Origin of the sequence: Paenibacillus filicis, assembly GCF_038070315.1 — a bacterium.
In the GTDB taxonomy this organism is placed as follows: Bacteria; Bacillota; Bacilli; order Paenibacillales; family NBRC-103111; genus Paenibacillus_G; species Paenibacillus_G filicis.
The window spans coordinates 104182-129951 of sequence record NZ_JBBPCC010000011.1; the positions used below are offsets into that span (position 1 = coordinate 104182).

At 56.2% G+C, this 25770-nt stretch carries 23 protein-coding genes and 1 other annotated feature; of the genes, 15 read left to right on the forward strand and 8 right to left on the reverse strand.

What is annotated here, in order from left to right:
* The first annotated feature begins 16 nt into the window (after positions 1-16).
* The 8 genes from carA (at position 17) to WMW72_RS17795 (ending at position 9737) form a co-directional block, all read left to right on the forward strand.
* A complete protein-coding gene (gene carA, locus WMW72_RS17760; RefSeq protein WP_341416868.1) occupies positions 17-1198 on the forward strand; it encodes a glutamine-hydrolyzing carbamoyl-phosphate synthase small subunit in 1182 nt (393 codons plus the stop codon).
* Positions 1185-4400 carry a carbamoyl-phosphate synthase large subunit gene (carB, locus tag WMW72_RS17765; RefSeq protein WP_341416869.1) on the forward strand — a complete coding sequence of 1072 codons (3216 nt, stop codon included), beginning with the start codon at positions 1185-1187 and terminating at the stop codon, positions 4398-4400. Before carA ends, carB begins: the two co-directional genes overlap by 14 nt.
* Before the next feature lie 129 nt (positions 4401-4529).
* On the forward strand, positions 4530-5261 hold the full coding sequence (pyrF, locus tag WMW72_RS17770) for an orotidine-5'-phosphate decarboxylase (protein WP_341416870.1): 732 nt from the start codon (positions 4530-4532) through the stop codon (positions 5259-5261).
* Positions 5262-5315: 54 nt separating this feature from the next.
* A complete protein-coding gene (gene pyrE, locus WMW72_RS17775) occupies positions 5316-5975 on the forward strand; it encodes an orotate phosphoribosyltransferase (protein ID WP_341416871.1) in 660 nt (219 codons plus the stop codon).
* A 158-nt stretch (positions 5976-6133) separates the two neighbouring features.
* Positions 6134-6649 carry a sigma-70 family RNA polymerase sigma factor gene (locus WMW72_RS17780; protein WP_341416872.1) on the forward strand — a complete coding sequence of 172 codons (516 nt, stop codon included), beginning with the start codon at positions 6134-6136 and terminating at the stop codon, positions 6647-6649.
* A 15-nt stretch (positions 6650-6664) separates the two neighbouring features.
* Positions 6665-7822, forward strand: a complete 1158-nt coding sequence (locus tag WMW72_RS17785) for a hypothetical protein (RefSeq protein ID WP_341416873.1) — start codon at positions 6665-6667, stop codon at positions 7820-7822.
* The gene (locus WMW72_RS17790; protein WP_341416874.1) at positions 7819-8859 is read left to right on the forward strand and encodes an ABC transporter ATP-binding protein; all 1041 of its coding nucleotides are present in this window, start codon (positions 7819-7821) and stop codon (positions 8857-8859) included. Before WMW72_RS17785 ends, WMW72_RS17790 begins: the two co-directional genes overlap by 4 nt.
* A complete protein-coding gene (locus tag WMW72_RS17795) occupies positions 8856-9737 on the forward strand; it encodes an ABC transporter permease (protein WP_341416875.1) in 882 nt (293 codons plus the stop codon). Before WMW72_RS17790 ends, WMW72_RS17795 begins: the two co-directional genes overlap by 4 nt.
* Before the next feature lie 58 nt (positions 9738-9795).
* Here WMW72_RS17795 and WMW72_RS17800 read toward each other — a convergent pair whose 3' ends face one another.
* Genes WMW72_RS17800 through proB form a run of 6 tightly spaced genes read right to left on the reverse strand, consistent with a single transcriptional unit; the run spans position 9796 to position 15779 of the window.
* Positions 9796-10440, reverse strand: a complete 645-nt coding sequence (locus tag WMW72_RS17800; RefSeq protein WP_341416876.1) for a methylthioribulose 1-phosphate dehydratase — start codon at positions 10438-10440, stop codon at positions 9796-9798.
* The gene (locus WMW72_RS17805; RefSeq protein ID WP_341416877.1) at positions 10437-11102 is read right to left on the reverse strand and encodes a 2-hydroxy-3-keto-5-methylthiopentenyl-1-phosphate phosphatase; all 666 of its coding nucleotides are present in this window, start codon (positions 11100-11102) and stop codon (positions 10437-10439) included. The genes WMW72_RS17800 and WMW72_RS17805 overlap by 4 nt, the downstream gene beginning before the upstream one ends.
* The gene (locus WMW72_RS17810; protein WP_341416878.1) at positions 11099-12379 is read right to left on the reverse strand and encodes a 2,3-diketo-5-methylthiopentyl-1-phosphate enolase; all 1281 of its coding nucleotides are present in this window, start codon (positions 12377-12379) and stop codon (positions 11099-11101) included. The genes WMW72_RS17805 and WMW72_RS17810 overlap by 4 nt, the downstream gene beginning before the upstream one ends.
* A 25-nt stretch (positions 12380-12404) precedes the next feature.
* Positions 12405-13274: a pyrroline-5-carboxylate reductase gene (proC, locus tag WMW72_RS17815; RefSeq protein ID WP_341416879.1), complete on the reverse strand. Its 870-nt coding sequence runs from the start codon at positions 13272-13274 to the stop codon at positions 12405-12407.
* A 40-nt stretch (positions 13275-13314) separates the two neighbouring features.
* Positions 13315-14607: a glutamate-5-semialdehyde dehydrogenase gene (locus tag WMW72_RS17820; RefSeq protein WP_341416880.1), complete on the reverse strand. Its 1293-nt coding sequence runs from the start codon at positions 14605-14607 to the stop codon at positions 13315-13317.
* Between the two features lie 38 nt (positions 14608-14645).
* The gene (gene proB, locus WMW72_RS17825) at positions 14646-15779 is read right to left on the reverse strand and encodes a glutamate 5-kinase (RefSeq protein WP_341416881.1); all 1134 of its coding nucleotides are present in this window, start codon (positions 15777-15779) and stop codon (positions 14646-14648) included.
* Positions 15780-15859: 80 nt separating this feature from the next.
* Positions 15860-16076, reverse strand: a binding site (T-box leader).
* Between the two features lie 296 nt (positions 16077-16372).
* Between proB and WMW72_RS17830 the strand changes: the two genes are divergently transcribed.
* Entirely contained in the window at positions 16373-16639 is a 267-nt protein-coding gene (locus WMW72_RS17830) for a hypothetical protein (RefSeq protein WP_341416882.1), read from the forward strand.
* A gap of 156 nt (positions 16640-16795) precedes the next feature.
* Here WMW72_RS17830 and WMW72_RS17835 read toward each other — a convergent pair whose 3' ends face one another.
* The gene (locus tag WMW72_RS17835) at positions 16796-17998 is read right to left on the reverse strand and encodes a pyridoxal phosphate-dependent aminotransferase (protein WP_341416883.1); all 1203 of its coding nucleotides are present in this window, start codon (positions 17996-17998) and stop codon (positions 16796-16798) included.
* Positions 17999-18200: 202 nt separating this feature from the next.
* On the opposite strand from WMW72_RS17835, the gene WMW72_RS17840 reads away from it, so the two are divergent.
* Complete coding sequence (locus WMW72_RS17840; protein WP_341416884.1) at positions 18201-19001, forward strand: carbon-nitrogen family hydrolase; 801 nt, start codon at positions 18201-18203, stop codon at positions 18999-19001.
* Positions 19002-19127: 126 nt separating this feature from the next.
* On the opposite strand, the gene WMW72_RS17845 is transcribed toward WMW72_RS17840, so the two are convergent.
* Complete coding sequence (locus tag WMW72_RS17845; protein WP_341416885.1) at positions 19128-20069, reverse strand: LysR family transcriptional regulator; 942 nt, start codon at positions 20067-20069, stop codon at positions 19128-19130.
* Positions 20070-20202: 133 nt separating this feature from the next.
* Here WMW72_RS17845 and WMW72_RS17850 point away from each other — a divergent pair, with 133 nt between their 5' ends.
* The 5 genes from WMW72_RS17850 (at position 20203) to WMW72_RS17870 (ending at position 25741) form a co-directional block, all read left to right on the forward strand.
* Positions 20203-21069 carry a YitT family protein gene (locus tag WMW72_RS17850; RefSeq protein WP_341416886.1) on the forward strand — a complete coding sequence of 289 codons (867 nt, stop codon included), beginning with the start codon at positions 20203-20205 and terminating at the stop codon, positions 21067-21069.
* Positions 21070-21273: 204 nt separating this feature from the next.
* A complete protein-coding gene (gene leuC, locus WMW72_RS17855) occupies positions 21274-22692 on the forward strand; it encodes a 3-isopropylmalate dehydratase large subunit (RefSeq protein ID WP_341416887.1) in 1419 nt (472 codons plus the stop codon).
* A gap of 56 nt (positions 22693-22748) precedes the next feature.
* Positions 22749-23348 (forward strand): 3-isopropylmalate dehydratase small subunit, encoded by a 600-nt coding sequence (gene leuD / locus WMW72_RS17860; RefSeq protein ID WP_341416888.1) that lies wholly within the window; start codon positions 22749-22751, stop codon positions 23346-23348.
* Between the two features lie 309 nt (positions 23349-23657).
* The gene (locus WMW72_RS17865) at positions 23658-24530 is read left to right on the forward strand and encodes a 3-hydroxyacyl-CoA dehydrogenase family protein (RefSeq protein ID WP_341416889.1); all 873 of its coding nucleotides are present in this window, start codon (positions 23658-23660) and stop codon (positions 24528-24530) included.
* Complete coding sequence (locus WMW72_RS17870) at positions 24527-25741, forward strand: acetate kinase (RefSeq protein ID WP_341416890.1); 1215 nt, start codon at positions 24527-24529, stop codon at positions 25739-25741. Before WMW72_RS17865 ends, WMW72_RS17870 begins: the two co-directional genes overlap by 4 nt.
* Positions 25742-25770 lie beyond the last annotated feature (29 nt).

Below are 25770 nucleotides of genomic sequence, written 5' to 3' on the forward strand. Positions count from 1 at the left end.
GAAGGAGTGAAGATCGATGCAGGCAAGATTGTTGTTGGAAGACGGTACTTTGTTTACCGGCAAAGCATTCGGAAGTACCGGCGACTCGGTTGGCGAGGTCGTTTTTAATACAGGCATCACGGGATATCAGGAGGTACTTTCGGATCCTTCTTACTGCGGCCAGATCGTCACGATGACGTATCCGCTGATCGGCAACTACGGGATTACACGGGACGATTTCGAATCGATTCGTCCGTTCATTCACGGATTTGTTGTGCGGGAGCATGAAACGATTCCAAGCAACTGGAGAGCGGAATATTCGCTCGACAATCTGCTGAAGGAATACGGCATTATCGGGATCAGCGGCGTTGATACGCGGATGCTGACCCGCCGGATCCGCCACCAAGGGGTTATGAAGGGCATCCTCACGACGTCGGATAAACGCGTCGAAGAGCTTCTGGAGCAAATGAAGGGAACGGCGCTGATGACGGATCAAGTATCGCGCGTTTCTACTAAGAGTGTATATAGCGCACCAGGTACGAAAGAACGTATCGTACTGGTCGATTTCGGCTCGAAGAGCGGGATTTTGCGCGATTTGACCAAGCGCGGCTGTGACGTGGTTGTCGTACCGCAGGACGCTACCGCTGAGCAAATCCGTCGCCTCGCACCGGACGGCGTACTGCTGTCCAACGGCCCTGGGGACCCTAAGGATGTACCGCAGGCGGCAAGTGTGATAGCCGAGCTGCTCGGCGAGTTCCCGATCTTCGGCATCTGCCTTGGGCATCAGCTGTTCGCTCTGGCGAGCGGTGCAGATACCGAGAAGCTGAAGTTCGGACACCGCGGGGGCAACCACCCGGTGAAGGATCTGATCTCCGGACGCTGCTACATCACTTCGCAGAACCACGGCTACACGGTCAAGGAAGAATCGATCGCGGGCACCGAGCTGGAAGTTACGCATATCAACAACAATGATAAAACGATCGAAGGCTTGCGTCATAAGAAATTCCCGGCCTTCTCCGTCCAATACCATCCGGAAGCAGCTCCGGGTCCATTCGATTCGAGCTACTTGTTCGACGAGTTCCTGACCCTGATCCGCGACCATAACCGGAATTCGCCGAAGGCTCCTCGCCAGGCACAAATCGCTGCGGCTTACGAGGCTTCCAAGACTGCTGCAGCCGGAGCCGACTCGAAAGGGGAATTATCCTATGCCAAAAAATAATGAACTCAAAAAAATTCTCGTGATCGGTTCTGGACCGATCGTCATCGGCCAGGCAGCGGAGTTTGACTATGCGGGAACGCAAGCTTGTCAGGCGCTGAAGGAAGAGGGCTACGAAGTCGTTCTCATTAACAGCAACCCGGCCACGATCATGACCGATACGAACATGGCTGATAAAGTATACATCGAACCGATCACGCTGGAATTCGTGACGCAAATCATCCGCCAGGAACGTCCTGACGGCCTGCTGCCGACACTTGGCGGTCAAACCGGTCTCAATATGGCTGTAGAGCTGGCACGCGCAGGCGTGCTGGAGCGAGAGAATGTGAAGCTCCTGGGTACGCAGCTGACAGCTATCGAGAAAGCCGAAGACCGCGACTTGTTCCGCGACCTGATGCGTGAGCTCGAACAGCCGGTACCGGATAGCGTTATCGTCACGACGGTTGAGGAAGCCGTTACTTTCGCGAATGAGATCGGCTATCCGATCATCGTCCGTCCGGCATACACCCTCGGCGGTACGGGCGGCGGGATCTGCGCTAGTGAAGAAGAGCTTCGCGAGACGGTCGCATCGGGGATTCGCTACAGCCCGATCAACCAGTGTCTGATCGAGAAGAGCATCGCAGGCATGAAAGAAGTCGAGTACGAAGTCATGCGCGACGCCAACGACAACTGTATCGTCGTGTGTAACATGGAAAACTTCGATCCGGTAGGCGTACATACGGGCGATTCCATCGTCGTAGCGCCAAGCCAGACGCTGTCTGACCGTGAATACCAGATGCTGCGTTCGGCTTCTCTGAAAATCATCCGCGCGCTGAGCATCGAAGGCGGCTGCAACGTGCAGTTTGCCCTCGATCCGCACAGCTTCCAATATTATGTTATCGAAGTAAATCCGCGTGTCAGCCGCTCCTCGGCGCTGGCTTCCAAGGCAACCGGCTACCCAATCGCCAAGATGGCAGCCAAGATCGCTATCGGTTACACGCTTGACGAGATCGTTAACCCGGTTACGGGCCAGACTTATGCCTGCTTCGAGCCGACCCTGGACTACATCGTATCGAAAATCCCTCGCTGGCCGTTCGATAAGTTCACGGCAGCGAACCGCAAGCTGGGCACGCAGATGAAAGCGACCGGCGAGGTTATGGCCATCGGACGTACGTTCGAAGAGTCGATTCATAAAGCCATCCGCTCGCTGGAGATCGGGGTACATCGCCTGTTCCTGAAAGAAACCGACCTGCTGGATCAAGCGACGCTGGAAAGCCGTCTGATCAAGCCTGACGACGAGCGGATGTTCCTGATTGCCGAAGCGCTGCGCCGCGGCTACTCGGTGCCTCAGCTGCAAGATCTGACCAAGATCGACTGGTGGTTCCTGTACAAGCTGGAGGGTCTGATCAAGTTTGAAGAGCAGCTGCAAGCGGTGGAGCTGTCTGCCGAGCTGCTGCTGGAAGCGAAGCGCAAAGGCTTCACGGACCGCGCGATCGCCGAAGTCCGCCGCGGGGCGGACAAGGGTCTGAACCTGACTCAGGAAGCCGACGTGCGCGCTTACCGTCTGGGCCTCGGCTTAAAACCAGTCTACAAAATGGTCGATACCTGCGCAGCCGAGTTTGAGGCGACAACGCCTTACTACTACTCGACCTACGAGACAGAAGACGAAGTCAAGGAAACGACGAAGCAGAAGGTCGTTGTCCTCGGCTCTGGCCCAATCCGGATCGGACAAGGTATCGAGTTCGACTACTCGACCGTTCACGCGGTGTGGGCGATTCAGGCAGCCGGCTATGAGGCGGTTATTATCAACAACAACCCGGAAACTGTCTCGACGGACTTCAACACGTCGGACCGTCTCTACTTCGAGCCTCTGTTCTTCGAGGATGTCATGAACGTAATCGAACGCGAGCAGCCGATCGGCGTTATCGTCCAGTTCGGCGGTCAGACGGCGATCAACCTCGCAGCTCCGCTGTCCGCAGCCGGTGTGCGCATTCTGGGCACCGATCTGGAAAACATTGATGCGGCGGAAGACCGGAAGAAGTTCGAAGCGCTGCTGCGCAGCCTGGACATCGCTCAACCTCCGGGTGGTACAGTAACCTCGGTGGATCAGGCGGTAGGCATGGCAGCCAATTACGGCTATCCGGTGCTTGTGCGTCCTTCCTACGTCCTGGGAGGCCGGGCGATGGAAATCGTCTACTCCGACGAAGAGCTGCTGAGCTACATGGAGTATGCGGTTAAGATCAACCCGGAGCATCCGGTACTGATCGACCGCTATATGCTCGGCAAGGAAGTAGAAGTCGACGCGATCTGCGACAAGGATACGGTTCTGATCCCAGGGATCATGGAGCATGTCGAACGCGCAGGGGTTCACTCCGGCGACTCGATCGCGGTCTATCCGACGCAAACGATCTCCGATGAGCTGAAAACGAAGATTATCGAAATTACGACGAAGATCGCCCGCGGTCTGCAGGTGGTCGGACTGGTCAACATCCAGTTCGTCATCTATCAGGATGAAGTATATGTCATTGAAGTGAACCCGCGCTCCTCGCGTACGGTGCCGTTCCTCAGCAAGGTGACGAAGATCCCGATGGCGAATGTGGCTACACGGGTGATCATGGGCGAGACGCTGAAGGATATGGGCTACGAGACGGGTCTGTGGCCGGAAGACAGTTACGTCTCCGTCAAAGTGCCGGTGTTCTCCTTCGCCAAGCTGCGCCGCGTAGACACGACGCTCGGGCCGGAGATGAAGTCGACGGGCGAAGTTATGGGCCGCGATAAGACTTTTGCCAAAGCCTTGTACAAAGGTTTGCTCGGCTCGGGGATGAAGGTTCCACCGACTGGTGCCATCATCGCGACGGTTGCAGATAAGGATAAAGCAGAAGCTACCGAAATTCTTCGCGGCTTCGATACGCTAGGCTACCGGATCGTAGCGACCGGGGGCACAGCGGATGCACTGGAGGCTGCGGGTCTTAATGTGACACGCGTCAACAAGCTGAGCGAAGGCACGCCGAACATCTTGGATCTGATCCGCAACGGCGAAGCGCACTTTGTCGTCAACACCCTGACCAAGGGCAAGACGCCGGAGCGCGACGGCTTCCGGATTCGCCGCGAGGCGGTTGAGAATGGCGTGGTCTGCATGACTTCGCTGGATACGGTCAAAGCACTACTTCACGTTTTGGAATCGATCTACTTCCAGTCGACGGCTATGCCTGCACATCACGGATAATTGGACATAATCGCTTAAGCAGTAGCACAGCGTCTCCCGGGAGGGAGGCCTGTGCTACTCCCTTGATGGGAGCCATTTTCAGGCGGATAGCCGCCCGTATGGAGCAAATCGACTGGAGGAGAAAGAGCTATGAGTGAGAACCTGACATCAGTGGCCGAGCGAATTATCGTCGCTCTGGACTATCCGAATGCCCGGGAGGCCGAGGCGCTCGTGGGCTCCTTGGAGGGGATTCCTTGCTATCTGAAGGTAGGCATGCAGCTGTTCTACAGTGAGGGTCCGCAGTTCGTGGCGGGATTGAAGGAAAAGGGCTACAACGTATTCCTGGATCTGAAGATGCATGATATCCCGAATACGGTCAAGGGCGGTGCGGAAAGCATCACAAGACTGGGCGTAGACATGTTCAATGTTCATGCGGCAGGCGGCAAGCAGATGATGGAGGCGGCCCGTGAGGGCGTGGACAAGGCCTGGACCGGAGCTGGTCGGAACGGCAAGCGTCCGCTGCTGATCGCGGTCACCCAATTAACCAGCACGAGCCAGGCTACGCTGAATGACGAGATCGGCATTGCCGGCACCGTGGAAGAAGCGGTGGTCCGCTATGCGGAGCTCACGCGCTCGGCTGGACTAGATGGTGTGGTGGCCTCTGCGCTGGAGGTTGTACGTATCAAGGAAGCCTGCGGAGCCGGCTTCGTTACCGTTACACCGGGCATTCGCCCCGCTGGAGCGGATATCGGAGACCAGTCCAGAATTATGACGCCTTCGCAAGCGTTCGCACAGGGCACGGACTTTGTGGTCATCGGGAGGCCCATTACAGGGGCGGTTGACCCTAGAGCGGCTCTAGAGGCGATTGTTGCTTCTATCTAAGCTTTATATCGCCTGATCGCCCTACATTATATCGAACCTAAGGAGAGATCTCTCATGAGCTCAACGACCATTCGCATTAACCCGCAACTTTCCGAGCAAATTGCCGCCGACCTGCTGGAGATTGGGGCCGTGGCGCTCCGGCCGCAGCAGCCGTTCACCTGGACCTCCGGACTGAAATCGCCGATTTATTGCGATAATCGTCTGACGATCTCATTTCACGATATCCGCGAGCGGATCGCCGAGGGGTTCGTTACGCTGATTCGCGAAAATTTTCCTGAGGCCGAGGTCATCGCAGGAGCTGCGACCGGCGGAATTCCGCATGCTTCCTGGGTAGCCGCCAAGCTGGGGCTGCCGATGGTTTATGTGCGCGATAAGGCGAAGGGGCACGGCAAAGAAAATTTAATCGAAGGCTTGATCAAGCCAGGCCAAAAGACCGTCGTGATCGAGGATCTCATCTCCACAGGCGGCAGCTCGCTCAAGGTAGCGCTGGCGGTCAACGAAGCCGGGGCTGAGGCTTTGTCCGTGCTTGGCATCTTCTCTTACCAGTTCGACAAAGCCAGAGAAGCGTTCGAGCAGGTCGGCATTCCGTTCGAGACGCTGACGAACTACACGACGCTCGTCAATGTGGCCGTTGAGCGTGGAGGCATTGAGGAGAAGGATGTGGCGGCTCTCCAGGCTTGGAGAGCGAATCCGAGCGAATACGGCAAGGCTTGAGCAAGGAGACATTATAGTATATACGGTTCGGAACAGGGAAGACTTCGGCTAAGTGCAGCCGGAGTTTTTTTTGATTCGTCATATCGCAGTCTATTCTGCTATAAAAAACGTCCGGTCGACGTCTTATGTATAGCTGCAGCCGAAAGGAGGCTTATCCATTGGAAAATCCGGATTCCGATTATTTCAAAGATATATTTTATGCGCATTATCCATCTGTACGTCGCAAGCTGATCGCACTGCTCCGGGATGAAGGCGCTGCTGAAGATTTAGCGCAGGAAGTCTTCCTGCGGTTGTACCGCAACCCGCCGGACGAGCCTGGAGCGATCGGAGCATGGCTCCAGCGCGTGCTGACGCGCATCGCCTATGATCATATGAGAAAGAAAGCCCGTGAAGCCGCCTTGCAAACGAAGCAGGAGCAGGCAATCCAGACGTTGTCGCAGCAGCAGCCCTCGAGCGAGGAACAGCTTCTCCTGCAGATGGAGCATGAGGAACTGAAGCAATGGCTGGAGAAGCTGCCTCAGCGTGACCGCGAGGTGCTGCTGCTTCGTTACTCAGGCTATAGCTACGCTGAGATTGCTGAGAAGATGAAGGTGAATCCACCCTTGATCGGATCTTGGCTCCAGCGTGCAACTGTAAGGTTAAAGCGGCAGGCCGAATCAGGTTCATTGAAATAGAAGGGAGTGATTGGTATGTCAACACGAGATAAAGATTGGCGCGGGAATCCAAATAAATCCGGAGAGGGATCTCCTGCAGACCTAGAGCTGACGGCACAGGCATGGGAGAAGCTGCAGAGCAAGCTGCAGGTGGAAGAACGCGCCCCTCAGTGGTCTGCATGGTCCCATAACATGAAGTCGCCCCAAGCTTCGGAGACGATTACAGGCCAGCTGGGTGCAGCCGCAGGTGATAAGCTTCAGGATGAGGATTCTCCGTCAGTCCTCGGTCAGGCTGAAGCTTCAAGCACTAAAACAGGCCGTTCGAACCGCTGGTCAGCCCGCTCACGGAGATGGGCGGGTGCGGCCGTAGCCGCATGCCTAGGCATTGCCATTGTAGCTACCCCTACAGGCAACCAGGCGCTGGCTGCGCTGCTCAATCAGTTCCGCATGCAGCAGGTAACCGAGGTACAGGAGAATGATTTGGAAAGCTTGTTGATGTTTGCCGTTGGCGACGGCAATCGGAGGGAAGAAATCAATAAATTCGGTACATTTACGCGAGAGTCGGGGCCCTCCTACGGGAAAGTCACGGCTGAGCAGGCCGAAGCCGTCATCGGCCAGCCACTCGTACTTCCTAGCGATTTCAAGGATAGTCCATATACCCTGTATCTATCGTCTACAGATGAAATGACGTTCACGATCCACGTGGATGAAATCAACAAAGCGATGAAGCGTATGGGAGCATCCAAGCTGCTGCCGGTGTCGGTGGACGGTAAGACGATTAAGTTGAAGCAGAGTCCTACCCTCCGTATTTCGCAGGAACAAGATGGCGGCTACTCGATTTCTCAACAGCCTGCTCCTGTCATTGAAGTAGACCCCTCTGTACCGGTGTCGGAAGCGTTAGAGGCTGTGTTGGACTTCCCGCTGCTTCCTGAGTATTACAAAGAAAGCTTGCGCCGTTCGGAAATCACCGGAGGGGGCAGCATTCCGCTGCCAGTGGTGACTGGACAGCAGGCTGAGAAGATAAGGATAGGCCTCACCGACGTATTGCTGCTGCGGTCAGAACTGATGAACAAGAAGTTTCACTACCGTGCGGTTTGGGTGCAGCATGGCATGCTGATCGAGCTGAGTGGCGATAAGCTGCTGACCAGTCGGGAAGCGATGGTGGAGAAGTTGAAGGAGCTGGTCGGGAAGTGAGTCAGGCAGCTATCGAAGCGGTAGCCTTAACCAAGGAATATGAGAATGGACGTGGCTGCCGTAACATTACGCTGCGAGTGGAACAGGGGGAAGCCTTCGGCTTCCTCGGTCCCAACGGCGCAGGCAAGAGCACCTTCGTCAAAATGCTCGTCGGTCTTGTCGGGCCCACAAGCGGACAAGCGACGATTTGGGGTCAGCCTATCGGCTCTCTGGAGGCGAGGAGGCTGATTGGCTATTTACCGGAGCTGTATAGGTACCAGGAATGGCTTACGGGGCAAGAGGTGCTGATGCTGCACGCGCGTTTGTGCGGCTTGTCCAAGGATGAGGCGAAGCGGACATTGCCGGAGCTGCTGGAGGAAGTGGGCATCGGACTTCGCGGGCAGGATCGCGTCAAGCATTATTCCAAGGGCATGCAGCAGCGGCTTGGACTCGCCTGTGCTTTGGTTGGAGGACCAAAGGTTGTGTTTCTGGATGAGCCGTCTTCTGCGCTTGATCCGTTGGGACGGCTCGATGTTAGGCATTTGCTGCTGCGTTTGCGTCAGAGAGGCATCACGATATTCCTCAACTCGCATCTGCTGGAGGAAGTGGAGACATTATGCGACCGCGTCGCACTGTTGAACGACGGCCGTATTCTTCAGACTGGAGCGGTAAGAGACGTTCTGCAGGAGAAGGCGAAGTGGCAGTTCCGTGTGGGCGGATGTACGCTTCCTGCCTTAGAGTGGCTGCGGGAGATGTCGGGGTTCGACATCACAATTCGGAGTGCGGAAGGCAGGGATCCGGAGCGGGGAAAGGCGGTTGCCGGGCCGGAAGTTCGATTGGAGGTTGAAGGAAGCCTGGGGGATGAAGGGTACGGATTGGGAACAGGAGAAGTTTGGCTGGAGATTATGCTGGAGGACGATGAGCAGGCGGGTTGGGTGAACCAACTGCTGTTCGAGCAAGGATTGACGCTGTATGAGGTTCACAAAGCGAAGGCTAGATTGGATGAATGGTTCCTCGGCGCTGTCTCCGGGCTGAATCACAGGGGGGAAAGGCAATGATGACGATAGTTCGCATGACGTGGCTGGAGCTGCTGCGCAAACGGGTACTGTTGATCACCCTGCTGATGAGCGTACTATTTTGTCTAGCGTTTTCCTATGTAGGGGATGCGATCAGCTCCGAGCTCAGGAGACCTGGACTGGATATGAACAGCACCTCCTTTCTGATCGAGAGCTTCGGGCGCGGAGCGATGATCCTGTCACTGGGCTTCTTCTTCGGCTCATTCGTGCTAGCCTTTCTATGCATCTTCAGCTCCTTTTCCGTGATCTCGGGAGAGGCGGAGCAGGGAGTTCTGCTGTCCGTACTGCCAAGACCCTTGCCCCGTACCCATTGGTTCGTCGGCAGATGGATCGGCTTTGTCAGCTTTGGGATCGTCTATGCGGGGCTCTTTTTTGCCGCTATACTCCTGATCACGAGCATGTATGCGTCCATTCCCCGCGACCCGGCAGCTATCGTGGTTTCTTTTCTTTTATTTGCAGCGGTGGTTCCGTTACTGGTATCGCTCTCCATGCTGGGTTCCTGTCTGTTCACGGGCATCGGCAACGGCGTAGTGCTGACCATGCTCTACGGCGCCGGCTGGCTCGGAGGTATGATCGACAAGGTGGCCGGAACCTTTGGGCTGGACGATAAGGCCATTAAGCCTCTCCTGGCTATTGCCGGAGTGATCTCGCTGCTGATGCCGGCCGATTCTATAGAGCGAAGAATGCTGGCCGAGCTGTTGGGCTTCCAGGAGCTCGGCGAGCTGGTGAATATCCAGCGTGTGCTGGGCTTATTTAATCTGGGTGTCGTGCCTTCCAATGCTTTTCTGATTTACACGGCTTGCTACACGGTCTGTGCCTTTGCCTTGGGACTATGGCTGTTCCGTCGCAAAGATTTTTAAATGCAAATTCAAAAAAACGACCCCCGCAAGCGGAAGGTCGTTTTCGGTATTTCATGGACTATTTCTTCAGTAAAGCCAAACGGTACGCGTATTCGAATAAAAATTCGAAGGCCTCCAGATGGCGCTTGGCCTCGAAGGCATTAGCCCCCCAAGCGCAAATCCCGTGCTTGCGGATCAAGATGCCGGGGATGCGCGGGAGAATGGAACGCTCCACAAGCTCTGCGATCCGCGGAATTTCTGCGTAGTTCGGCACGATCGGAATCTCGATCTGCGCTTCCTCGTCCCAGATGTTGAACGCCTTGATCAGCTCAACGCCGTCGATCGGCACACTTCCCCGTTCGGCGTAGAACTCGGAGATGACGTTATTGAACACCGTATGGACGTGGAAAATCGCTCCCGCGCCAGTTGCCTTGTAAATCTCGCAGTGAATCAGCGTTTCGGCAGATGGACGCAGCGATGTGGCTTCGATGGCCTTCCCGTTCTGATCGACCAGCAGGTAGTCGGACGGGGTGTGCACGGATTTGTCCTTGCCGCTCGCCGTTACCGCGAAGGCAAACTGCTCGCGCTCGAATGGACCTACCCGAACCGACAGATTGCCGCTTGTCCCTGGGAACCAGTTACGGCTGGCAAGCAGCGTCTTGATCTCCCGCAGCTCGGCGAAAGCCTGCTGCTTTTCCTCTAAGGTAATGTGGCTGAAGCTCACCTTGCTTTCATCTCCTCCAAGTGGTTGATCACGTCATGAAAGGTTTCGAAGGGTCTATAGTTCAAGCTCAGCTCCTCGCACAGATCAATCAGATGAGCGCGGGCGAATACCGTATCGACCAGCTTCGCGCCAGCGAAGTCGGTCACACTGTCTCCGATCAGGATGCGCTCGTATTGATCTGCGGGGTAGCGGCGGATGATGGCCGTCTTGCACATGCCGCAATCATTGTCGCAGTGCTCGTCGCAGGCATGCGGCCATTCGATGCGGATCTGCGGGCCGCTGAAGTCACTGCCGTTGCAGTAAATATGTTCCTTCGGAATCGGAAAGGCCGACAGCACCGGATAGACGAAGAAATCGATGCCACCGCTCGTCACGAGAAAGTGAATCTGCTCCCGCTCGCAATAGGCGAGCAGCTCGGCAAAGCCGGAGCGGATCTGCACATTGCCGATCGCATAATCCACAATCTCTTGCTTACGGGAGGTAGGGAGCAGGGCGAACATACGCCCTACGCCGTCCCGGATCGAAATCTGCTTGCTGACGACCTGCTCGACGAGCTTGTCCCAGCCCTCAGGCCGGAAATGCTTCATGATCGCTACGATATTGTCATTCACCGTGATGGTTCCGTCAAAATCACAAAAGATAATGCGCTTCTTGGCTGTCATTCCCGAGTCCCCCAAGCGTCTATAGCGGCCTGCAGCTCCGGATGCCCTTCTGCGGCATAGGCACGCAGCGGAGCACCGGCCAGGCAAGCGTCGATGGCCTGACGGAAGGCACGTCCTCCTGCGGCCGCTCCCTTCGGGTGACCGTGTACGCCGCCTCCGGCATTCACGACCACATCATGGCCGAAGTCGCGCAGAATCCAGGGGACGAGTCCCGGATGGATGCCTGCCGATGGAACGGGGAAGCTTGTGGCCAGCGAGAGCGGCTGCTCCTGCACAGCGCCGAATGAATAGTCGGCCGCCTGCCGGGTGAGCAGCGCGTCCTTGATAGCCATATTTTCGGCTAGAGGCATGACCACGGAGCCGTAAGGCGACGGGAAGAGCACCAGATCCGCACCGGCGAGCCGCATCAGCTTACCGAGCAGCACATTGGCCGATATCCCGTGGTAGGTTGACGGATAGAAGGCGCCGGCGAGTGACGGATGCGCCATGATCGGCACGTTCACCTCGGGATGGCGGCTCAGCTCGCTGAGCGCATCAAAGCCGTAAGCGAGTACATTGAACAGGAGCGCGTTGGCACCTGCTCCGATGGCCCGCTTAGCCTGATCGACCAGACTGAAGGTGGGACCGGTCAGGTTGGCGGCATACAACAGCTTCTGTCCGGTCTCTCGCTCCGCCTGTGCGGCCGCTTCCATGCAGACTTCGACCCGGCGTTCAATCGGCGTCAGCGGATTTTCGAACAAGATCTCATCGTCCTTGATCAGATCGACGCCGCCTAGCGCTTGTTGGTAGAATTGCTCGCGAAGGGCAGGAAGGTCGTGGCCGATAACGGACTTGAAAATACTCATCAATAGAGGACGGTTCTGAACGCCGAGCAGATCGCGGACCCCTTGAAGCCCGAAGCGGGGGCCGGGAAAAGCGGCCAGGAAGGCATCCGAGAACGAAAGATCGATCAGCTTGATCTTGCCGTCCATGGACAGCTTGCCGAATACGGTGACCAGCAGCGCAGGAATATCCCGGCTGAAGTTAGCGTCGGGATACGCGATCTGAATGTCCGCGTAACGCTCTCCAGGCTGGCCGACGTCAGGTTCATGTACCGTTACATCCACAACGCGGCCCAGATGCTTCTCCATCTCCGCCTTGCGGGCTTCAGGCAGATCCGTCCAGCTGCCGACCGTCAAGCCCACGGCGATGCCGAGCGCTTTCTTCTGAAAATCAGCTTTATCGTCATAAGCGCGGTATGTCGCTACGCAATACGATTGATAGGTTGTTGAACTCAAAGCGGGCCCACCTTTGCTTGTCATCTTATTTATTGGGAGAGGCAGCCGATTGGCTCAACGCGGCGCCGATTTCCCCAGCCCGGCTGGACGAACGGAGGACTGCCTGCGCCACAGCCTCAGGAAATCCGCGGCTTGCGAGCAGATCCAGTGCGGCCTGGGTTGTGCCGTTAGGCGATGTTACCTTGCGACGCAGATCAGCCGGCTCCTCGCCAGTCGTCTCGACCATCCGGGCAGCGCCCAGCACGGTTTGCACGGTCAGACGGCGTGCTTCGTCGCGGTCCAGACCGCCTTGCACGCCGCCTTCGATCATCGCTTCCATCATATAGTAGATATAGGCAGGACCGCTGCCGGATAAGCCGGTAATGGAGTCAAGCAAGGGCTCCTCCACGATGCTGACGATCCCGGTGGAGCGGAACATCTGCTCCGCGATGCTGCGCTGCTCTTGGCTAGCTGTTGCGGAGAAGCTCAGCCCCGTTGCTCCAAGTCCGATTGTGCTGGACGTATTCGGCATCGTACGGGCTACCGGAATGGCAGGGTTGCCGAGCAGTCCGGTGATCGTGTCGATGGAGAGGCCGGCGATTACCGATACGAGCAGCTGGCGCTCAGTCAGCTGCCCCTGGAGCGCACGTATGCCTTCGATTGCGTCCTTGGGCTTGAAGGCGATCACGACGACATCCGCGTCGCGGACCGCCTGTTCCTTCTCGGCGTCCTGCAGAGAGTGGCGAACGCCGTAGGCTTGCTCCAGCTCCTGCAGACGCTCGGCATTGGAGCGGTTCGTCACGAAGATTTGCTCAGGATGAACCCCGCCGGCTTGAACGAGACCGCGAATGATCGCTTCCGCCATGGAGCCTGCTCCGACGAAGGCTATGTTCAGAGAAGACCAGGTAGTTGACACTAGGAACAGCTCCTTTGATTAGACTTTATTCTTGCTTGTGTTAACCCCGGATTTGACCCGATCCGACGATGATGTACTTGGTGGACGTCAGCGAAGGGAGGCCCATCGGTCCGCGGACGTGAAGCTTCTGTGTGCTGATGCCGATCTCAGCGCCGAAGCCGAATTCGAAGCCGTCCGTAAACCGGGTAGATGCATTATGATAAACCGCAGCGGCATCAATTTCATTGAGGAATCGGACGGCGTTAGCCTCGTCTTCCGTCACGATACACTCGGAATGCTGAGTCCCATGCGCTGTGATGTGTTCAATCGCTTGGTCGAGGTGATCCACGATCCGGATATTCAGAATATAGTCGCTGTACTCCGTATCCCAGTCTTGCTCGCTGGCTTCCTTGATGGCAGGGAATAGCTCGCGGGAAGCCGCGTCGCCGCGGAGCTCGACCTTCTGCTGAACGAACTGCTCGGCGATCGCCGCGAGATGCTTTGCCGCGAAATCGCGGTGGACCAGCATCGTCTCCATCGAGTTGCAGACGGAAGGGCGCTGAACCTTGGCATTGATGGCGATCTTCAGCGCCATATCCGGATCTGCACTGGCATCCACATACGTATGGCAGATGCCGGCTCCCGTTTCGATCACCGGTACGGACGCGTTCTTCACGACATTCTGGATGAGCGAGGCGCCGCCGCGCGGAATCAGCACGTCCAGCAGCCCGTTCAGCTTCAGCATTTCATCCGCGGAGGAACGGCTTGGGTCGAGGATGAGCTGCAACGCGTCGGCAGGCATCACGGTTTGGGCCATCGTCTCATGCAGCACCTCGACGATGCGGCGGTTCGATTCCAGCGCCGCAGAGCCGCCGCGCAGGACGACGGCATTGCCTGTCTTCAGACATAGTCCCGCTGCATCGACGGTTACATTAGGACGGGCTTCATAGATCATGCCGATGACGCCCAGCGGTACCCGCACCTTACGGATGGAAAGCCCATTGGGACGCTCGAAGCTTTCCAGCTCTTCCCCGACAGGATCGGGAAGCAGGACGACCTGGCGGAGGCCTTCAGCCATCGCGGCGATCCGGGTTTCGTTCAGCGCGATCCTGTCGAGCAGGGATGCGCTAGTACCGTTCTCGCGTCCGCGGTGCAGGTCAAGCGCATTGGCCTCGATAATGGAGGCCGCCTGTTCGACGAGAGCGTCTGCGATCCGCAGCAGAACGTTATTCTTCTGCTCAGTTGTAAGTAGGGCCAGCTTAGGAGCGGCTGCTTTGGCCAGCTGGGCTTTGCGGACAACCTCGGATAGCTGTCCGGCTTGGGAAGATTGAGTTTCAATGACATGCTGTGACATGGAAAGGACCTCCTTGGAAGTGGGCAATCGGCTCATAGTCAGGACGTTGCGGTGTCCTTGACCTTGCCGGCCGTAGATAATGTAATCCATTCGTCGCGGTGGATGACTTCCATCCGCTGTACCTCGATCCGCTTCTGCACCTCATCGGTGCTTAGGCCTGCGACAGCTTGAAGCTGCCAGGAGGCGTAATTCACGACACCGCGGCCGATCGTCCGATGCGAGACGTTGACGACCTCGATCACATCACCCGGATGGAATTCTCCGGTAACTTCGCGGACGCCCGCCGGCAGGAGACTGCGGCCTCCGGCGACGAGCGCCTTCTCCGCGCCCTCGTCCACGGTGACTGTGCCTTGCGGCTGGGAGTGAAAGCCGAGCCATTGCTTCTTCATCGGCAGACTGTTAGCCGTCGTATCGAAATAAGTCCCTTTGCCCGTGCCGTCGACGGCAAGCAAGGTGTCGCCCGGCTCGACGACGCGGCCGATGAAGAGCGGGATGCCGCCGCGCATGGAGATGCGGGCCGCTTCGAGCTTGGAGCGCATACCGCCTGTACCGACTGCGGATCCGGAGCCTCCGGCTAGCTGATATAAGTCCTCGTCGATCTCGGTAACCCGGTCGATTCGCCGGGCATTCGCGTCATTGCGCGGATCTCCGGTATACAGACCGTCGACATCGGTGATGATGACGAGCCGCTGGGCGCGGACGAGGTTGGCGACGAGCGCGGACAGCGTGTCGTTATCGCCGAATTTGAGCTCATCGACCGAGACGGTGTCATTTTCGTTGATGATGGGTACCATGCCGCGCCGGAGCAGTTCCTCCAGCGTCATCTGGGCATTATGGATTCGCTTGCGGCTGACGAAGTCGGAGCGCGTAAGCAGAATCTGTCCGACACCGATGCCATGGCGGGCGAAGGCTTCGTGGTAAGCCTGCATCAGCAGTGCCTGGCCGACAGAGGCCGAAGCTTGCTTCTCATGCAGCTGCTTAGGTCGGGACGGATAGCCGAGCTCCCGAAATCCTGCGGCTACGGCACCTGATGTGACGAGCAGTACAGGACAGCCGCGGAGGTGCAGGGAGGCGAGCTCGCTGGCGAAAAATTCGATCCTTTCCCGGTTCAGGCCGCCTTCACTGGAGGTCAGCGAGCTGCTGCCGATTTTGATCACGATCGCTTGCTGCATAGGGAATCACTCTTCTCTTCCTTATGAAATGGGAACGGGTCTGGAGGGATGGCCGTGAAAAATCAAAAAGGCCCCGTCCTATGAAGGACGGAAGCCTGTAACTTCCGCGGTACCACCTTGCTTGATGGCATACGCCACCCATCTCGGATCCCTCGTAACGGCGGGGAAACGCCGTCCAGCTCGTCGCTGGCCGTTCCGGGGCGGGTTCGGATAGTCTTCACGGTAAATTCTCGCAGCCATGGAATTTACTCTCTGAGCGTGCAGGGGCTTTCCTACTATTCCCTTCAATACGTTTTCTATCTTCTAAGAATATCATGTGCTGAAGCGGTTTGTAAAGGCAGACGGGTTATCTGCGCGGAAGTGCTGCTCTTCATAAAGATTTAAGGAAAACGTAAGATTAGCTTTGGGAAGATTTAAAGTTAATCCTCTACAATAGAAGTCGTATGGGCTGCAAGGTGTATCCAGTCATTGGACTTTCACGCTTGACGAGGCTGCAAGGCCAACTAACGGAATGGCCGTAATGAAGGAAGGAACATTTGCCGACACGGGAATTAAACAAAAAGCCGTTGGCAGATTTGGCAGAGAGGACGATCATGAACAGACAGAAGCTGCTCGATAAGGCAGAGGTATTAAAGCAGTATGAACCGTATAGCTATCAGGTCGCCTACGCCCTGCTTCGAAACGAATCGCTCGCTGTGCAAGCGGCGAAGCGGGTATTTATAGGGTTATTCGAGGACGATTTATTCTATCATCAGCTTCCGTCCGTACAGCGACTTCAAGTCAAGCAAGCTTCGATGAAGCAGGCTTTGTTAAGTTACAAGCATTCTGCCATAAACGGAGTTCATCAAGCCTCAAGCTGACGCTAGGCCAGGTGGCTGGCTCCCATCTTGGAGCTCCCGGGGGAGGTCGTCAGATGAGGGGGCTTGAGATGAAAGGCCCTCCCTAATGAAAAGACGCCGGAGTGCAGCGATGGGGAGAAGGCCTCCTTCATCACTTGCAGCCCCGGCGTTTTCTGCCTAGAACAAATTCAATGCTTCCACCCGGCGCACAGCTTCGCGCAGCCGGTCTTCCGAGCTGAGCAGGCCGAGCCGGACATAGCCTTCGCCATGCTCGCCGAAGCCGACGCCTGGAGCCACGACAATCTTGGCCTCGTTCAGCAGGCGGTCGGCGAATGATTCCGACGTGTAGCCAGTCGGTACCGGCAGCCAGGTGAAGAAGGAGCCCTTCGAGCGCTTGGCCTGCCAGCCGATACGGTCCAGCTCGGTGTACAGGGCATCGCGTCTCGAGGCGTAGACGCCGACCAGCTCGCTGACGCAATCCTGAGGTCCGGTGAGCGCCGTGGCAGCCGCCTCTTGGATGCCGCCGAACAGGCTGCAGTAATAATGATCCTGGATGAGATTGATCATCCGGACAATCTCGGGGTTGCCGAGGCAGAAGCCAACGCGCCAGCCGGCCATATTGTAAGACTTGGACAGCGTATAGAACTCGATGCCGACTTCCTTGGCACCCGGCACCTGCAGGAAGCTGACGGGTTTATGGTCTTCGAAGCCGATGGCGCCGTAAGCGAAATCGCTGGCGACGACGACGCCGTGCTGAGCAGCGAAACGGACCGTCTCCTCATAGAACGCATAGGAAGCCGTAGCGCCTGTCGGATTGTTCGGATAGTTGATAAACATGAGCTTCGCTTTATCGACGTCGTTTGGCGAAAGGGAGCCGTAGTCCGGCAGGAAGTCGTTCGACTCCTTCAGCGGCATGAAGGCCATCCGAGCTCCCGCGAGAGCGACACCCGACCAATAGTCCGGATAACCCGGATCGGGCACGAGACAAACATCGCCGGGGTTCAACAGGCATTGGGCGATTTCGACCAGGCCGGTTTTGCCGCCGAACAGAATAGCGACTTCCGTTTCAGGGTCCAGCTCGACCCCATAATCCTCACGGTAACGCTGGGCCACAGCCTGCTTCAAGAACGGGTAGCCGCTGAATGGCGGATATTTATGATACAGCGGATTTTCGGCTGCCCCCTGCAGCGCCTTGACGATATGAGGGGGAGTCGGACGGTCCGGGTTGCCTTGGCCCAGATTGATCACGTCATGTCCGGCTGCGATCTGTTCGTTTGCTTTGCGCACAAGCTTGGCGAAAAACTGGGTCGGCAGCCCTTGCAGGCGATCTGCCGGCTGCATCGGAAACGCGCTGACGACGCGTCCAGAGGTTGGATTCATAGGAATATTCACTCCATTGCTAATTTCAGTATACCTTGCAAATCCCTTATGTCGGATAGCTTTAATGTATCATGAAACCGGGGCAGTGTACACCGGGCCCGTATGGTACCTCAGACGGGAGGTTGCCTGTCTAAATGAGCATTGAAGTTGCCTTCCGCTTCCTCTATAGTTAAGAGATCATGGGATGAAGAGGATGAGAAGAATGGCTCAATCGACATGGAATGTCGCGCTGCTGCAGATGGATATCGCCATCGGAGAGCCGGAGCGCAATTACAGCAAGCTGGAGTCTTTGCTGCAGCAGGCTGTCAGCGAGGAAGGGAAGCCGGATGTCATCGTGATTCCCGAGATGTGGAATACGGGCTATGCGCTCGACCGGATTCATGAGCTTGCCGACCCTGCCGGAGAGAGAACGAAAACGCTGCTGTCAGCATTTAGCCGGGAGCATGGCGTGAACATCGTCGGAGGCTCCATCGCCGAGAAGCGGGAGGGCGGTATCTATAACACGACCTACATCTTCGATAGGGAAGGCAACGAAGCCGGCTCCTACTCCAAGATTCACCTGTTCCGCCTCATGGACGAGGAGAAATATTTACAGGCTGGAGAGAGTGTCGGGCAGCTTGAATTGGACGGCGTATCCGCAGGCAGCATGATTTGCTACGATATCCGTTTCCCTGAGCTTTCCAGGAAGCTGGCGCTTGAAGGCGTTCAAGTACTGTTCGTGCCGGCTGAATGGCCGAACCCGCGTCTTCATCACTGGCGTACCCTGCTTCAGGCGAGAGCGATTGAGAACCAGATGTTTGTCATCTCCTGCAATCGAGTCGGGATCAGCGGGACAACCGAATTTTTCGGTCACTCGATGGTTATTGACCCTTGGGGTGAGGTACTGGCCGAAGGAGACGGCAGCGAGCAGATCATCCGGGCGACGATCGATCTTGGCCTTGTGGACGAGGTACGCAAGCGCATTCCGATCTTTGAGGATAGACGCCCGGGGTTGTACAGCTGAGTGAGATAACGGTGTCCTATAAGTAATGAAGAAATCAAAAACAGCTGGCCCCGTCTGTAGACGGAACCAGCTGTTTTTTGTTGATCTATTGCAGTCATGGAAGCGGGATGGCCAACCCTGGCTTTATCATGAAGAGGAGCTGCGTTCAGTATAGGTTTGCGCCTCATCCGCCGCCATCACCTCCCGAAATGTCTCCATAAACGCCTCCACCGCCTTGGACAAATACCGGCCCTTCTTATATGCGACCACCAGAGTGCGGTAAGGACGGCTGCGAAGTGGCAGGTACACGGGAGCGAGCTCGCTCCAGCGTCCACGGGAAACCATATGGGGCACCATGGCGATGCCCATGCCGGCGGCGACGAGGGATTGCACGGTTTCGATGTTGCTGCTCTCAAAGACGATTCGCGGCATGAAGCCGGCATCGCTGCACAGCTCGACCGTAATTTGCCGGAAGCCCTGGCCTTTTTTGAGTGCGATGAAGGGCTCATTCTGCAGCAAGGCGATGTCTACAGGGACAGGAGCGGGTGACGCGGCGTACTCGGCCAGCGGATGATGCGGCGGAACGGCAAGCACAATTTCCTCTTCAATGACGGGTTCATAGGCCAGTGCGTCGTCGATCAACGGAAGCGACAGCAGGCTGATGTCCGCTTGTCCGCTAGCGGTCAGATGCTCAAGGTTGGACGTCGTTTCCTCGACCAGCACGATATCGATCTCCGGAAAACGCTGCTGAAAGACTGGCAGCACGAGCGGAAGCACATGAGCGCCTGTGATCGGCAGGCTGCCGACGACGAGCCGGCCCTTGCGCATCTGAGAGATATCCTCCATCTCCTGCTTGAGCTGCTCGACCATATCGAGAATTTTTTGCGCCTTCTCCACGAATAAGGAACCGGCATGCGTAACCTCAACGGAATTGGTGGTGCGCTGGAACAGCAGGACGCCGATTTCCTTCTCTAGCTTGGACAATTGCTGGCTCAGCGAGGGCTGCGCGATATGCAGCTTCTCGGCGGCGCGTGAAAAATTTTTGTCGATGGCGATTTGCAAGGCGTATTGAAGCTGACGAAGTTCCATACTAAGGCTAACCCCTTTCAGATGAGTCAAGTTTGTGGGAATGGATGTTCGAATTGAGTTGACAAGCATGATCATGTAAACTGGACAATAGACAAAAAGTGACAAAGTTTGTAGGAAGGCGAGGAAATCTTGTTTGGCAAAGAATCATAGAAAGCTGTCTGTCGTTGAGTTTATCAAAAGGTTTGTGTTCATCACCATCGGCGCGGTACTGATGGCCACGGCGCTGGAGCTGTTTCTGGTCCCTAACACAGTTCTGGACGGAGGCATCACCGGTATCTCCATTATGGTGGCCAAGCTGACTTCGCTACCGCTCGGTCTGTTCATCTTCGTCTTTAATATTCCTTTCCTGCTAATCGGCTACAAGCAGATCGGCAAAACGTTTGCGATTTCCACGCTGTACGGCATCTCCGCGATGTCGGTGACAACGCTTCTGCTGCATCACGCCGAACCGTTTACGAGCGAAAAGGTGCTGGCTGTGCTGTTCGGGGGCCTCATCCTCGGCTTTGGTGTCGGGCTGGTCATCCGTTACGGCGGCTCGCTGGACGGTACGGAGATCGTAGCCATTCTGTTGTCCAAGCGATTCCGTATGCCGGTCGGACAAATCATCATGATGATCAACGTCGTGATTTTTATCTTGGCCGGCTTTATCTTCGGCTGGGATTCCGCGATGTACTCGATCTTTACCTTCTATATTGCCTCCAAGGTGATGGATGTTGTCGTGGAGGGTCTCGAAGAGTCCAAGTCCGCTACCATCATCTCCGGTGAGTATGAGGAAATATCGGAAGCGATCATGAGCCGTCTTGGCCGCAGCACAACTTACATCTATGCGAAGGGCGGCTACTCCAAGGAAGATACACAGATGATCTACTGCGTCGTTACCCGTCTAGAGGTAGCGAAGCTCAAGTCCATCGTGCAGGAAATCGACCCTAAGGCGTTTATCTCCATCCAGCATGTATCCGATGTGCTCGGCGGCAATATGGAGAAGAAAAACATTCATTAAAGCAGTATGCTGCAGGCAGGCCCCTTCCCGGCGAAGAGGCCTGTCTTTTCATCGTATGGACAGAAAGGCTTATAGTTAATAATTATGAATCCTATAGATATTATATCTTGGATCAATGAAGTTGAACATGGTAGGATGTAAAGTAAGCAAGACAGCAAGCTGCAAGACCTGAGATTTATTCCTACAAGACTAGAGGTGTAACCGATGGCAAAAACAATGTTTGAGAAAATTTGGGACAATCATGTCATCCACTCCGAGCAGGGGAAACCGAGCATCATCTACATCGACCTGCACTTGGTTCATGAAGTAACGAGCCCGCAGGCGTTCGAAGGCCTCCGGCTGGCTGGCCGTCAGGTGCGCCGTCCCGACCGGACGTTCGCAACGATGGACCACAACGTTCCGACCAAGGACCGTTATAACATCACAGACCCGATCTCCAAGCAGCAGATCGATACGCTGTCCAAGAACTGTGCGGACTTCGGCGTCAAGCTGTTCGACCTGGACAGCATCGACCAAGGCGTCGTGCACGTTATGGGTCCTGAAGTCGGCCTGACTCATCCGGGTAAAACGATCGTTTGCGGCGACAGCCACACGTCCACGCATGGCGCATTCGGCGCGCTCGCTTTCGGTATCGGTACGAGCGAAGTGGAGCACGTGCTCGCTACGCAATGCTTGCAGCAATCCAAGGCTAAGACGCTGGAAGTTCGCATCAACGGCAGCCTGAATCCGGGCGTAACGGCGAAGGACTTGATTCTGGGCGTTATCGCCAAATACGGCACCGACTTTGCAACAGGCTATGTCATCGAGTATACGGGCGAAGCGATCCGCTCCCTGTCGATGGAAGAGCGCATGACTGTCTGTAACATGTCGATCGAGGGCGGCGCACGTGCCGGACTGATCGCTCCTGACGAGACCACGTTCGAATATCTTCGCGGACGCGACTATGTACCGCAAGGAGAAGCTTTCGACCAGGCTGTAGCAGAATGGAAGAAGCTGACGACGGACGAAGGCGCTGTCTATGATTGGGTTGTTGAATTCGACGCCGAAAGCCTGATTCCGCAAGTGACCTGGGGAACAAGCCCTGGCATGGGTACGGACATCACGAGCAACGTGCCGAATCCTGCTGACTTCACGACCGAGAACGAGCGCAAGGCTGCCGAGAAGGCCATCGAATACATGGGTCTGACACCAGGCACGCCGATGAGCGAAATCGAAATCGACTATGTCTTTATCGGATCCTGTACGAACGGACGGATCGAAGACCTTCGCGCAGCGGCTAGCGTCGCTCAAGGCCATAAGGTATCTTCGAATGTCACTGCGATCGTCGTTCCGGGCTCCGGACGCGTGAAAATCCAAGCTGAGAAGGAAGGCCTGGACAAAATTTTCACCGAAGCCGGATTCGAATGGCGCGATGCAGGCTGCTCGATGTGCCTCGCGATGAACCCCGATGTGCTTCAACCGGGACAACGCTGCGCGTCGACGTCCAACCGTAACTTCGAAGGCCGTCAAGGCCGTGACGGACGTACGCATCTCGTCTCGCCTGCTATGGCTGCTGCCGCTGCCATCAAAGGCCGTTTCACTGATGTGCGTGACTGGGAGTTCAAAGTTAAACAAGAAGCGTAATTCGCTGATATAGCATTTATCATTACCATTTTCCAGATAGTAAGGAGCAGACCGACATGGAAGCTTTCAAGCAGCATACCGGACTCGTAGGCCCGGTCGACCGCGTGAATGTCGATACGGACGCGATTATTCCCAAACAATTTTTGAAGCGCATCGAGCGCTCGGGCTTCGGCCAATTCCTGTTCTTCGAATGGCGTTTCACCAACAAGGGTGAAGTGATTCCTGACTTCAGCCTGAATCAGCCGCGCTTCCAAGGTGCATCGGTGCTGATTTCGCGCGCCAACTTCGGTTGTGGATCGTCCCGCGAGCATGCGCCGTGGGCGATTCAGGACTATGGATTCAAAGTGGTGATCGCTCCGTCGTTCGCCGATATTTTCTACAACAACTGCTTCAAGAATGGCATTCTGCCAATTAAGCTGAGCGAGGAGCAGGTCGAGGATCTGTTTCAGCGCACGGCAGCCGAAGAAGGCTACAAGCTGACGGTCGATCTGGAGAACAACACGATTACGGATGCTCAAGGTCTGCACATCGATTTCCAACTTGACGAGCACCGCCGTCAATTCTTGCTGCTCGGGTTGGACGATATCGGTCTGACGCTGCAGCATGCCGACAAAATCGCTGTGTATGAAGAGGCTCGCGAAGCTCTCCAGGCGTAATTACAGATCTGAAGCAAGCCCGCCTTTCGTTGGCCTATCAACGAATAGGCGGGCTTTTTGTGTGAAGCGTCAATGAGTCGTGGTGTTTGTCCTGAGTGGCCGTCCTTTCGACCCTGTGTAAGACGCTAATTCCAATCGAAGTGTTAGCGTCTTACAGATGGCCGACCGGACCTGAGTATTGTCGAATGTTAGGCGAATTCAATAAATTGTCCCGGTTTGGACGTCAAGGTGTGACATTTGCTTTAGGAAATTGACCAGCCATTGTGTATAATATCACTGGATAGGTGCATGAAGGGAGAGAGACATACGATGGGATTCACAAAAATTGGTGTCGTCGGAGCCGGAACGATGGGCCAAGGCATTGCAGAAATGCTGGCTGCCAAGGGACTCGACGTTCTGCTGGTAGAGCGTACGCCCGAGCGTCTCGAGCAAGCATGGGGACAAATCGAAATCAGCCTGGATAAGCAATTAGAGAAATGGGCGATTACGGTTTCTGAAAAAAAGTTAATATTATCTAAAATCCAAAAGGTGACGGACTGGGGCCGCCTGGCGGAATGCGATATGGTGATTGAATCGGTTACCGAGGATTTGGAGCTGAAGAAGCAGGTTTTTGTCAGACTCGATGAGCTTTGCCCGCCGGAGGTGCTGCTCGCGAGTAATACATCGACGCTCAGCTTGACAGAGATGGCTGCCGAGACGAAGCTCCCGGAGCGGGTGATCGGACTTCACTTTCTATATCCGGTATCCAAAATTCATCTGGTGGAAATCATCCGTGCTGTCAAGACGAGCGAGGAAACCTTCGAGAAGACCAAGCAGTTCGTTGAGGAGACGATCCAGAAGCGGGGCATTCAGGTCAACGAGTCCCCGGGCTTCGTCACGACGCGGCTGATCTGCATTCTGATCAATGAAGCGATGCATGCTTTGTCGGAGCGGGTCGCATCGGCCGAGGATATCGACAGCGCGATGCGCATCGGCTACGACTTTCACTACGGACCGCTGGAGATGGCGGACCGGTTCGGTCTTGACGCGGTACTTGCGGCGATGGAACGGATGTTCCGTGAGTTCGGCGAGCTGAAGTACCGGCCTTCGTTCCTGCTCAAGCAGATGGTGCGGGCAGGGCATCTCGGGACGAAGACAGGCCAAGGATTTTTCCGCTACGATAAGGATGGTGACCGGCTGTGATTGTACTCGTTATTAATGCAGGTAGCTCCTCGTTGAAGTTTCAGCTGTACAATATGGAGAATGAAGCCGTCCTCGCGAAGGGGAAGGTAGAACGGATCGGGATGGATTCGGCAATACTCACCTACGAGCCTGAAGGCAAGCAGGATATCCGCGAGGTCCGGGAAATTCTGGAGCATACGACGGCTATCCGCCGCGTGCTGGATATGCTGGCGCATCCGGAATTCGGCGTGCTGAAATCGGTCCGGGATATTCAAGCCGTCGGCCACCGCGTCGTCCATGGAGGAGAATCATTCTCAAGCTCCGTGCTGGTCGACGACCGGGTGAAACAGGAAATCAAGCGTTTATTCGACCTGGCGCCGCTGCACAATCCGGCACATATGCTCGGCATTCAAGCGGTCGAAACCAATATGCCGGGAGTTCCGCAAGCGGTTGTGTTCGATACGGCGTTCCACCAGACGATGCCTTCTGCGGCTTATTTGTACCCTATTCCGATGGTACTGTACAAGAAGCATAAGATCCGCCGATATGGATTCCATGGAACCTCGCATGCGTATGTGAGCGAACGGGCTGCCGCCTATTTGGGCCGGCCGATCGAGGAGTTAAAGCTCGTCACCTGCCACATCGGCAATGGAGCCAGCTGCGCGGCTGTGCTGCATGGCAAGTCTGTCGATACGAGCATGGGCATGACCCCGCTCGAAGGACTGATGATGGGGACACGCAGCGGAGACATCGATCCGGCTATCGTGCCTTTTGCCATGTCCAAGGAGGAGCTGACGCTATCCGAAGTGAACTCGATGCTGAACAAGCACAGCGGCTTGATGGCGATCTCCGGGATCAGCAGCGATATGCGTGAAGTGACCCAGGCCATGCAGGATGGGGATAAAAATGCGGCGCTGGCCTTCGAAATGTACGAATACCGGCTGCGCAAATGTATCGGCGCCTATGCGGCAGCGATGAACGGGATTGACGCTATCGTCTTCACCGCAGGCGTTGGTGAAAACTCGGCCGCCCTCCGCGCGGCGGTGTGCCGGAATCTGACCTTCCTCGGTCTGCGACTGGATGAGGAAGCTAATGCGCGCCGGTCCCAGGAGGACCGCATGATTTCGACGGCCGATTCACGGGTACAGGTGCTGGTCGTGCCTACCAATGAGGAGCTGGTTATCGCCCGCGATACGTACGAGTTGATTTTGCATAGCAATCCGGTACAATAACCTATAGAATGAGAAGAGAGCGCAGGTCG

Coding starts and splice junctions, on each gene's coding strand:
- carA (WP_341416868.1), top strand. CDS start 17: ATGCAGGCAAGATTGTTGTTGGAAGACGGTACTTTGTTTACCGGCAAA.
- carB (WP_341416869.1), top strand. CDS start 1,185: ATGCCAAAAAATAATGAACTCAAAAAAATTCTCGTGATCGGTTCTGGA.
- pyrF (WP_341416870.1), top strand. CDS start 4,530: ATGAGTGAGAACCTGACATCAGTGGCCGAGCGAATTATCGTCGCTCTG.
- pyrE (WP_341416871.1), top strand. CDS start 5,316: ATGAGCTCAACGACCATTCGCATTAACCCGCAACTTTCCGAGCAAATT.
- WMW72_RS17785 (WP_341416873.1), top strand. CDS start 6,665: ATGTCAACACGAGATAAAGATTGGCGCGGGAATCCAAATAAATCCGGA.
- WMW72_RS17795 (WP_341416875.1), top strand. CDS start 8,856: ATGATGACGATAGTTCGCATGACGTGGCTGGAGCTGCTGCGCAAACGG.
- WMW72_RS17805 (WP_341416877.1), bottom strand. CDS start 11,102: ATGACAGCCAAGAAGCGCATTATCTTTTGTGATTTTGACGGAACCATC.
- WMW72_RS17820 (WP_341416880.1), bottom strand. CDS start 14,607: ATGTCACAGCATGTCATTGAAACTCAATCTTCCCAAGCCGGACAGCTA.
- proB (WP_341416881.1), bottom strand. CDS start 15,779: ATGCAGCAAGCGATCGTGATCAAAATCGGCAGCAGCTCGCTGACCTCC.
- WMW72_RS17830 (WP_341416882.1), top strand. CDS start 16,373: ATGAACAGACAGAAGCTGCTCGATAAGGCAGAGGTATTAAAGCAGTAT.
- WMW72_RS17835 (WP_341416883.1), bottom strand. CDS start 17,998: ATGAATCCAACCTCTGGACGCGTCGTCAGCGCGTTTCCGATGCAGCCG.
- WMW72_RS17840 (WP_341416884.1), top strand. CDS start 18,201: ATGGCTCAATCGACATGGAATGTCGCGCTGCTGCAGATGGATATCGCC.
- WMW72_RS17845 (WP_341416885.1), bottom strand. CDS start 20,069: ATGGAACTTCGTCAGCTTCAATACGCCTTGCAAATCGCCATCGACAAA.
- leuC (WP_341416887.1), top strand. CDS start 21,274: ATGGCAAAAACAATGTTTGAGAAAATTTGGGACAATCATGTCATCCAC.
- leuD (WP_341416888.1), top strand. CDS start 22,749: ATGGAAGCTTTCAAGCAGCATACCGGACTCGTAGGCCCGGTCGACCGC.
- WMW72_RS17865 (WP_341416889.1), top strand. CDS start 23,658: ATGGGATTCACAAAAATTGGTGTCGTCGGAGCCGGAACGATGGGCCAA.